Source organism: Frankia sp. AgB1.9 (assembly GCF_016786355.1).
In the GTDB taxonomy this organism is placed as follows: Bacteria; Actinomycetota; Actinomycetes; order Frankiales; family Frankiaceae; genus Pseudofrankia.
Map to the genome: position 1 here is coordinate 1 of NZ_JADWYX010000214.1, position 8,442 is coordinate 8,442.

Genomic DNA, 8,442 nt, shown 5'->3' on the forward strand with positions numbered 1-8,442 from the left:
GAGGTGCTGCGCGCGGCCTACGCGGCGATGACCCGCTGGGTGGTCGACGGCGCTCGGCCCCCCCCCCCCCCGCGGCCCCCCCCCCCCGGCCCCCCCCCCCCCCCGGGCCCGCTAGGACTGGCGGCGCAGCACTCGCGCGACCTGGTCGGCGGCGCGGCGCATCTCGGGCCCGGCGGCGGCCGCGACGTCCTCGCGGTAGGTGATCAGGTTCAGGCAGGCGCGCGTCGCGATGCCGCTCATCGGGATCCACGCCGCGACCGCGAACTGGCCGGACTCGATCTCCGCGTGGCTGCGGGCGTAGCCCCGCTCCCGCGCCGTCGTGACCGGCTCCGGCTCGCCGGGCACCGGCGGACCGGCGGCGAGGATCGCGTACCCGGCGGCGCCCCGGGTCAGCGGCGTGCGCATGCCGAGCCGGAACGCCAGGTGGTGCGACGCCGTCGTCGGCTCCGCCATCGCGATCGCCACCGCGTCCGGGCCCTGCCCGACGAACAGCATGATCGTCGACTGCAGCCGGTCCGCGAGCGAGCGCATGACCGGGCCCGTCACGTCACGCAACGTCGGCAGGAACGCCTCGGCCAGGGTCGCGAGCCGGGCGCCCGGGATGTACGTCCCCTCGCTGCTGCGCGCGGCCAGGTCGAAGTCGACCAGAGTCTGCAGCATCCGGTACGCGATCGAGCGGTGGACGTCCAGCAGGTCGCTGACCTGCTGGACGGTCATCCCCCGCTTCGAGTCGGCGATCGCGAGCATCACGCGCAGCCCCCGGGCGAACGTCTGGTTCCCGTCGCGCACCTTGCTCGGTTCGCCCGCGCTCAACTCCGGCACACCGCTCAGCATAGAGACGACTCCAGGACCGCCACGGCGGTGATGATCACCACGTGGCTCAGGACGCCTGGGCCTGCAGCGTCAGCGCGATGTCGGTGAGCATGTCCTCCTGGCCGCCGACGAGCTTGCGCCGGCCGGCCTCCAGCAGGATCTGCCGCGCGTCCACGCCGTAGGTCGCCGCCGCGATCTCGGCATGGCGCAGGAAGCTGCCGTAGACCCCGGCGTAGCCGATCGTCAGCGTCTCCCGGTCGACCCGCACCGGCCGGTCCTGCAGCGGGCGCACGATGTCCTCGGCCGCGTCCTGCAGCGCGAACAGGTCACAGCCGGTCTCCCAGCCGAGGATGTTCGCCACCGCGATGAGCGCCTCGATCGGGGCGTTGCCCGCCCCGGCGCCGAGGCCGGTCAGCGAGGCGTCGACCCGGAAGGCGCCCTCCTCGACGGCAGCCACCGAGTTCGCGACCGAGAGCGAGAGGTTCTCGTGCGCGTGGATGCCGACCTGCGTCTCCGGCCTGAGCACCTCACGGTAGGCGCGGACCCGCTGGCGAATCTCGTCGGTGGTGAGCCGCCCGCTGGAGTCCGTGATGTAGACGCAGTGCGCGCCGTAGGACTCCATCAGCAGGGCCTGCTCGGACAGTTCCTTGGCGCTGATCATGTGGGCCATCATCAGGAAGCCCGAGACGTCCATGCCTAGGTTGCGGGCCTCCGCGATGTGCTGCGCGGCGACGTCGGCCTCGGTGCAGTGCGTGGCGACGCGGACCGAGCGGATGCCCAGGTCGTAGGCGCGGCGCAGGTCGTGAATCGTGCCGACGCCGGGCAGCAGCAGCGTGGTGAGGACCGCGCTCTTCGCGTGGGCGGCGGCCGCCTCGATCCACTCCCAGTCGGTGTTGCTGCCGGGGCCGTAGTTGAGGCTCGATCCGCCGAGGCCGTCGCCGTGGGCGATCTCGATCGCGCCGACGCCGGCGGCCTCCAGGTTCTCGACGATGCGCCCGACCAGGTCCGGGGTGATCCGGTGGCGAAGCGCGTGCATTCCATCGCGAAGCGTGACGTCCTGGATGTAGGGCTTCGTTGGGGCTTCGGTCATCAGGCCACCGCCTTCGCGCGCTGCGCAATCCGCTCCGCCACCCGCATCGCGGCGGAGGTCATGATGTCGAGGTTCCCCGCGTAGGCGGGCAGGTAGTGGGCCGCGCCCTCGACCTCCAGGAAGACGGAGACCTTGGTGTCGACCGGGCCGGCGCCCGCGGGCAGCAGGGTCGCCATCTCGGCCGGGTCGACCGGCGTGAACTGGACCTTCTGCACCAGCCGGTAGCCCGGGACGTAGGTCGCCACGTCGGCCACCATCGCCTCGATCGACGCCCGGACGGCCTCCTGGTCGGCGCCGTCGATCAGGCACAGCACCGTGTCCCGCATGATCAGCGGCGGCTCGGCCGGGTTCAGGATGATGATCGCCTTGCCTCGGCTCGCCTTGCCGACCTTCTCGATCGCCAGCGCGGTGGTCTCGGTGAACTCGTCGATGTTGGCCCGGGTGCCCGGGCCGGCCGACTTCGACGCGACGGACGCGACGATCTCGGCGTAGGGCACCTCGGTCACCCGGGACACCGCGGCCACGATCGGGATCGTGGCCTGGCCGCCACAGGTGACCATGTTGATGTTCGGCGCGTCGAGGTGCTCCTCGAAGTTCACCGCGGGGATCACGTACGGGCCGATCGACGCCGGGGTCAGGTCGACCAGCCGCAGGTTGTAGGGCTCCAGCAGCTTGGCGTTCGCGATGTGCGCGCCGGCGCTGGTGGCGTCCAGGACGATCTCCACCTGGCTGAACTCGGGCATCTTGATCAGCCCGGCCACGCCCTCGGCCGTCGTGGCGACCCCAAGGCGCTGGGCGCGGGCGAGGCCGTCGGAGTTCGGGTCGATGCCCACCATCGCGACCACCCGCAGGTTGGTGTCGCGACGGAGGATTTTGATCATGAGGTCGGTGCCGATGTTGCCGGAGCCGACGATCGCGACCCCAGTCTTCTCCGTCATCCTTACTGGTCCTTTCCGGAGAACCGTGCCGTGACCGTGCCGAGCGGCGCGATGTCGGCTTCGAAGACGTCGCCGGGCGCGACCGTGACCATGGGCCCGAGCGCGCCGGAGAGCACCAGGTCGCCGGCCCGCAGCGGCGTCCCGACCTCGATCAGGGTCGCGGCGAGCCAGGCCAGCGCGTTGAGCGGATCGCCCAGGCAGTCGGCGCCTGTGCCGGTCGAGACGACCTCGCCGCCTCGACGCATCGACATCGTCACGTCGATCGGCTCCACCTCGGCCAGCGGAGTGCCGGTCGCGCCGACGACGAAGACGCCGGACGAGGCGTTGTCGGCGACGGTGTCGGTGATACCGATCTTCCAGTCGGCGATCCGGCTGTCCACGATCTCCAGCGCCGGGAACGCCAGCGCCACGGCGGCTCGCACGACCGCCGGGTCGGAGGCGTCGTCGAGGTCGCTGGCGAGCAGGAACGCGACCTCGGCCTCGGCCTTGGGCTGCAGCAGCCGGCCGACCGGGATCAGCTCCCCGTCGGCGTAGCTCATGTCGTCGAACAGCACGCCGAAGTCGGGCCGGTCGACGCCGATCTGGCGCTGCACGGCGGCCGAGGTCAGCCCGATCTTGCGCCCCACGATGCGCGCCCCGGCCGCGAGCCGGCGCTCAGTGAGTCGGCGCTGCACCTGGTAGGCGGTGTCGATGTCGCCGTCGGTGAGCAGGTCGACCAGCGGTGCGCAGGCGATCCCGCTGGTGGCCGCGAGCTCCAGGCGCTCGACGGCCGCGTCGATAGGTCCGGTGCCGGTGGTCACGCGCCCCTCCCGAGGAACTCCAGCGCGATCCCGTCGAACTCCTCCTGCTGCTCCCACTGGGGCCAGTGGCCAGCGTCCTTGATCAGCCGGAACTCGCCCGCCGGGATGCGCTCGGCCATGTCCAGACCGGCCTTCGCCGGGCCGGACGGGTCGTCGCTGGTCCAGATCACCAACGTCGGCGCGGTGATCGCGGCCAGCTCGTCGTCGGTCACCAGGTTGCGGCGGCGGACCTCGGGGTCCTGCAGACAGAGGATGTGCCGCATCGACTCGGCGAACCCGGGCCGGCTGTACACGCCGCGGCGGATGCCGACGAGCTCTTCGGTCACGGAGCTCGAGTCGGCCATCAGCCACTCCAGGCGGGTGCGGATGCGCTCCTCGCTCGGGTCGTCGGCGGCGGCCTGGCTCAGCGAGCGGATGCGCTCCATCACCTCGGGCGTCGCCATCGTCCCGCCCGGGGTGTTCAGGACGAGCCGGTCGACGCGTTCCGGGTACCGGGCGGCGAACTTGACCGCGACCCAGCCGCCGAGCGACTCCCCGGACAGATGCGCCTTCTCGATGCCGAGGACGTCCATCAGCCCGACGAGGTGATCGATGTAGTCGTCGATCTCCAGGTCCCGGGTGGTGGTCGTCGTCCAGCCGTGCCCCGGGTAGTCGTAGGCGATCAGCCGGTAGTGGGCGCCGAGCGCCCGCAGGTTGCGGGTGAACGCCTCCAGGTGGCCGCCGGTCCCGTGCATGAGGATGAACGGCGAACCGGTGCCGTGCTCCAGCACGCGAGTCGACCAGGGCCCCACGTCGACGTGGCGCACTGTGTAGTCCAGGCCAGCCAGGTCGGTCCAGAGCGTCATGCGTTCCCTCCCACAGCGTTCCCTGCCACAGCGGTCCCTGCAACGGTGGCGGGCCGCGGGTCGGGAGCCCCGACCGCGGCGTCGAAGGCCCGGACCATCTCGGATGCGGCGTGGGCCGGGCTCGCGCCACCCACGATGCGGTCCGGGCGGACCAGCAGCACGGACTCCGGGTGCGCGTCGAACCAGCGCTTGAGCGAGCCGTCCAGGTCGCCGACCACCAGGACGGAGTCGTCCGGAGCCGCGGCGTCGGGAACCGTGCCGTCGAGCGCCGTCGCGTTCCAGTGCAGCTGCGTCGCGGGGCGCGCCTCCACCACGCGCACCCCGCTGCGGGCCAGCCGCCGTTGCGCGTCGTCGTCCAGGATCTGCCGCGGGTCGTTGTTCCAGGCGATGAGCGCGAACCACGGGCCGAGCGCGTCGTCCAGCTTCGTCGAGGGTACGGCGCGGGTGCTCACGGTCGGCTGGATGAACAGGCGGCCGACCGGGCTGGGCTCGCTCACCGACCCGACCCTGGTCAGCGCGCCGTCGCGCATCGTCGGCATCGGCTTGAACTTCATCGTCACGATGTAGGTCTTCGCCTTCGGGATCGCCGAGAGCGACCGGAAGAACAGGTCACGCGCGAGCGCGCCGAACCGGTTGGTGACGGAGACGGCCTTCCCGACCCGGGTCGACAGGTCGATCATCGCCTTCGCGTGGTCGTGCCGCTCGGACTCGTACGTGTCGAGCACGTGGTCCGCGGCCAGGCCCCGGTGCACCATCGCGATCTTCCAGGACAGGTTCAGCGCGTCCCGGATGCCGCTGTTGTAGCCCTGCCCCTGCCACACCGGCATCAGGTGCGCCGCGTCGCCGATCAGGAAGACCCGGCCCGAGCGGAAGTGCTCGGCCAGCCGGGAATGGTGCGTGTAGACGCGCCGGCGGATGATGTCGACCTTCGCGCTGGCCGGGACGATCGGCTCCAGCAGCCTGGCGAGGAACTCGTCGGTCATCGCGTCGGCCTCGGTCTCGCCGGCCTTGAGCATGAACTCGAAGCGCCGGATGCCGTGCGGGATGCTGATCGAGACGTACGGGCGGCGCGGGTCGCAGCAGACGTAGGCGCCGGGCCGGCCGAGCGGGTCGTTGCGCACGTCGATGACGAACCAGTTCGCGGCCGACGACGTGCCCTCGAAGCCCAGGCCGAGCGCCTTGCGGGTCGCGCTGCTCCCGCCGTCCGCGCCGACGGCGAAGGCCGCCCGTAGCGTCTGCTCGCCGTCCGGGGTCTCGATCGTCAGGCTCACCCCGTCCGCGTCCTGCGCGACGTCGGTGACCCGGGAAGAGAACTGGATCTCGACGTCGTCGAAGCGGGCCAGCCCGTCGAGCAGCACCCGGTCGGCCAGCGGCTGGACGAAGCCGTTGCGCCGCGGCCAGCCGAAGTCGGCCTGCGGGGGCGCGAGCCGGGCCAGGTCGCGCTGCTTGGCGTCGACGAAGACGAGCAGCTGGTGCGGGATGGTGTGCGGCAACACGCGCTCGACCAGGCCGGCGGTCTGGAACGTCCGCAGCGTCTCGTCGTCCATGCCGACGCCGCGTGGAAAGTCGATCAGCGCGGGCCCGGCCTCGATGACCCGGACGCGCAGCCCGTGCAGGCCGAGCAGGTTGGCGATCATCAACCCGGTCGGGCCCGCGCCGACGACGGCGACGTCGATCGCGTCGTCGGGTGGCAAGGAGCGGGGTTCTGTCGTGTCGACCTGCGTGGACACCGCGGCTCCTCGGGTGGCGGGTGCGCTGTCTGCCGGACAGACAAGGCGTCTCCCAGCCAGAGTGCACTATCTGCAACAGGCTATTCAATAGCTGCGAAAAAACTAGTAATGTCCGCGCAACCCGTCAACCCGGTCTGGGACGTGCGAACCCGGCCCCGCTCACCGAGGGACGATCATGACGACCGATGCCTCGCAGCCGTGGCTGGCCCGCTACCCCGCGGGGATCGACCCCACGCCGAAGATCGCCCACGGGTCGGTCGTCGAGGCGTGGCAGGCCCGGGTCGTCGCCAACCCCGCCCGTCCGGCGGTGCGCTACTTCGACGGCTCGATCGGCGCGGCCGAGCTCGACGCGCACGCGGACGCCCTGGCCGCCGAGTTACAGGCGCGGGGCGTCGAGCGGGGCGACCGGATCGGCATCTACCTACAGAACGTGCCGTACTACCCGATCAGCCTGCTGGCGATCTGGAAGGCCGGCGCCACGGCCGTCCCGCTCAACCCGATGTACCAGGGGCCGGAGTTACGGCGCCTGGTCGAGGACTCGGGCACGTCCGGGGTGATCGTCGCCCGGGGCACCGACCTGGAGACCCGCGCGTCGCTCGCCGGCACCGCCGTCGGCTGGCTGCTGTCCGCCTCGTCGCGCGACTTCCAGACCCGCGACGACCCGCGCGTCTTCACCAGCCCCGAGGAGCCAGGGCCGTCGCCGGACGGTGACCTCGGCGACATCCTCACCGCGCGCCACGGCGAGCGCCCGCGCCCGGTCGACGTCGATCTCGACGAGACCGCGTTCATCACGTACACCTCGGGCACCACGGGCCCGCCCAAGGGCGCGCTGAACACGCACCGCAACTACCTGCACGCGGTGCTGAACTACGGCGACTGGCTCGGCCTGGAGCCAGGTGACGTCTCGTTCGCCATCGCCCCGCTCTTCCACATCACCGGGCTCTCGCTCAACGCGGGGATCGCGCTGCTGAACGACGCCACGCTCAGCATGAGCGGGCGCTTCGAGCCGGCCGTCGCGCTGGACACGTTCCGCGAGCACGGCGTGACGACGACGATCGGCTCGATCACCGCCTTCAACGCGTTCTTCCGCGTCCCGGCCGGCGGCCCCGAGCACTTCGCGACGATCAAACGCCTCTTCTCGGGCGGCGCGCCCATCCCGCCCTCGACGATCGAGGCCTTCCGGGCTCGGTTCGGCCCCTACCTGCACAACATCTGGGGCATGACGGAGACCACAGGCGGCGGCATCGCAGTGCCGCCGGGCGCCACCGCGCCAGTTCATCTGGCCAGCGGCTCGCTCTCCATCGGGGTTCCGGTGCAGAATGTTGACGTCAAAGTCATTAATTCGGACGGCGCGGAGCAGCCGCCAGGCACCGAGGGGGAGCTGGTCTTCATCGCGCCACAGGTGATCCCCGGGTACTGGCGCAACCCAGAGGCGACCGCGCACGCACTGCCCGAGGGCAGGCTGCACACCGGCGATGTCGCCGTGATGGACGCCGAGGGCTGGATCTACCTCGTCGACCGGATCAAGGACCAGATCAACACCTCCGGCTTCAAGGTCTGGCCGCGGGAGGTGGAGGACGTTCTCTACCAGCACCCCGCGGTCTTCGAGGCGGCCGTGGTCGGCGTACCGGACGAGTACCGGGGCGAGGCGGTGGCCGCCTACGTCTCGCTGCGCGACGACGCGACGGCCACCGCGGAGGAGCTCGTCTCCTTCGCGCGTGAGCGTCTCGCGGCCTACAAGCGCCCGCGCAGCGTCGTCATCATCCCGGCGCTGCCGAAGACCGCGACCGGGAAGATCCAGCGGGCCGCGCTGCGGGAACGGCGCGCTACCGGGTCTCGCTAGCGATCCGTCCGCACACGGACCGTGTCCCCGGTGACCCACATCACCGATCCAGGCGAGCGCCACTCCCGTAGATGGAGAATCAGGATGTATCTCCAGGAGAATGGTGTTCACCACCGGTGTAACGTTCGCCTCCATGTCCCCGGAGCCGACGGCCGCTCGTCCCCGGGGGCGCGGGCGGTGTGACCACCTCGCCGCCACACCGACCAGCACCTTCGCCAACCAGCAACAGATTGAGGGGAAGCAGTGATCCGTAAGCCCAGGACTGTCCTTGCCGCCGCGGCGGCCGTCGCGACGGTGCTCTTAGCGGCAGGCTGTGGCTCGTCGAGCTCGGGCGGTTCCACCGCCGGTGCGACCGGTGCGGCCACGAACAAGACGATCACTGT

General features: G+C 71.3%; 7 protein-coding genes. 1 reads left to right on the top strand and 6 read right to left on the bottom strand.

Annotated elements, in window-relative coordinates:
* Positions 1 to 111: 111 nt before the first annotated feature.
* Genes I6A60_RS40010 through I6A60_RS40035 form a run of 6 tightly spaced genes read right to left on the bottom strand, consistent with a single transcriptional unit; the run spans position 112 to position 6,216 of the window.
* Positions 112 to 822: a helix-turn-helix domain-containing protein gene (locus I6A60_RS40010; protein WP_307874115.1), complete on the bottom strand. Its 711-nt coding sequence runs from the start codon at positions 820 to 822 to the stop codon at positions 112 to 114.
* Positions 823 to 880: 58 nt separating this feature from the next.
* On the bottom strand, positions 881 to 1,903 hold the full coding sequence (gene dmpG / locus I6A60_RS40015) for a 4-hydroxy-2-oxovalerate aldolase (RefSeq protein WP_203024705.1): 1,023 nt from the start codon (positions 1,901 to 1,903) through the stop codon (positions 881 to 883).
* Entirely contained in the window at positions 1,903 to 2,841 is a 939-nt protein-coding gene (locus I6A60_RS40020) for an acetaldehyde dehydrogenase (acetylating) (protein ID WP_203024704.1), read from the bottom strand. The genes dmpG and I6A60_RS40020 overlap by 1 nt, the downstream gene beginning before the upstream one ends.
* 2 nt (positions 2,842 to 2,843) lie before the next feature.
* Positions 2,844 to 3,641 carry a 2-keto-4-pentenoate hydratase gene (locus I6A60_RS40025; RefSeq protein WP_203024703.1) on the bottom strand — a complete coding sequence of 266 codons (798 nt, stop codon included), beginning with the start codon at positions 3,639 to 3,641 and terminating at the stop codon, positions 2,844 to 2,846.
* Positions 3,638 to 4,486 carry an alpha/beta fold hydrolase gene (locus I6A60_RS40030; protein ID WP_203024702.1) on the bottom strand — a complete coding sequence of 283 codons (849 nt, stop codon included), beginning with the start codon at positions 4,484 to 4,486 and terminating at the stop codon, positions 3,638 to 3,640. Before I6A60_RS40030 ends, I6A60_RS40025 begins: the two co-directional genes overlap by 4 nt.
* A complete protein-coding gene (locus tag I6A60_RS40035) occupies positions 4,483 to 6,216 on the bottom strand; it encodes a bifunctional 3-(3-hydroxy-phenyl)propionate/3-hydroxycinnamic acid hydroxylase (RefSeq protein WP_203024701.1) in 1,734 nt (577 codons plus the stop codon). Before I6A60_RS40035 ends, I6A60_RS40030 begins: the two co-directional genes overlap by 4 nt.
* A gap of 175 nt (positions 6,217 to 6,391) precedes the next feature.
* Between I6A60_RS40035 and I6A60_RS40040 the strand changes: the two genes are divergently transcribed.
* Positions 6,392 to 8,059: a class I adenylate-forming enzyme family protein gene (locus I6A60_RS40040; RefSeq protein WP_203024700.1), complete on the top strand. Its 1,668-nt coding sequence runs from the start codon at positions 6,392 to 6,394 to the stop codon at positions 8,057 to 8,059.
* Positions 8,060 to 8,442: the final 383 nt, after the last annotated feature.

Bases quoted from the DNA above. Each gene is read 5' to 3' on its own strand.
- dmpG (WP_203024705.1), bottom strand. From the start codon at position 1,903: ATGACCGAAGCCCCAACGAAGCCCTACATCCAGGACGTCACGCTTCGC.
- I6A60_RS40040 (WP_203024700.1), top strand. From the start codon at position 6,392: ATGACGACCGATGCCTCGCAGCCGTGGCTGGCCCGCTACCCCGCGGGG.
- I6A60_RS40020 (WP_203024704.1), bottom strand. From the start codon at position 2,841: ATGACGGAGAAGACTGGGGTCGCGATCGTCGGCTCCGGCAACATCGGC.
- I6A60_RS40030 (WP_203024702.1), bottom strand. From the start codon at position 4,486: ATGACGCTCTGGACCGACCTGGCTGGCCTGGACTACACAGTGCGCCAC.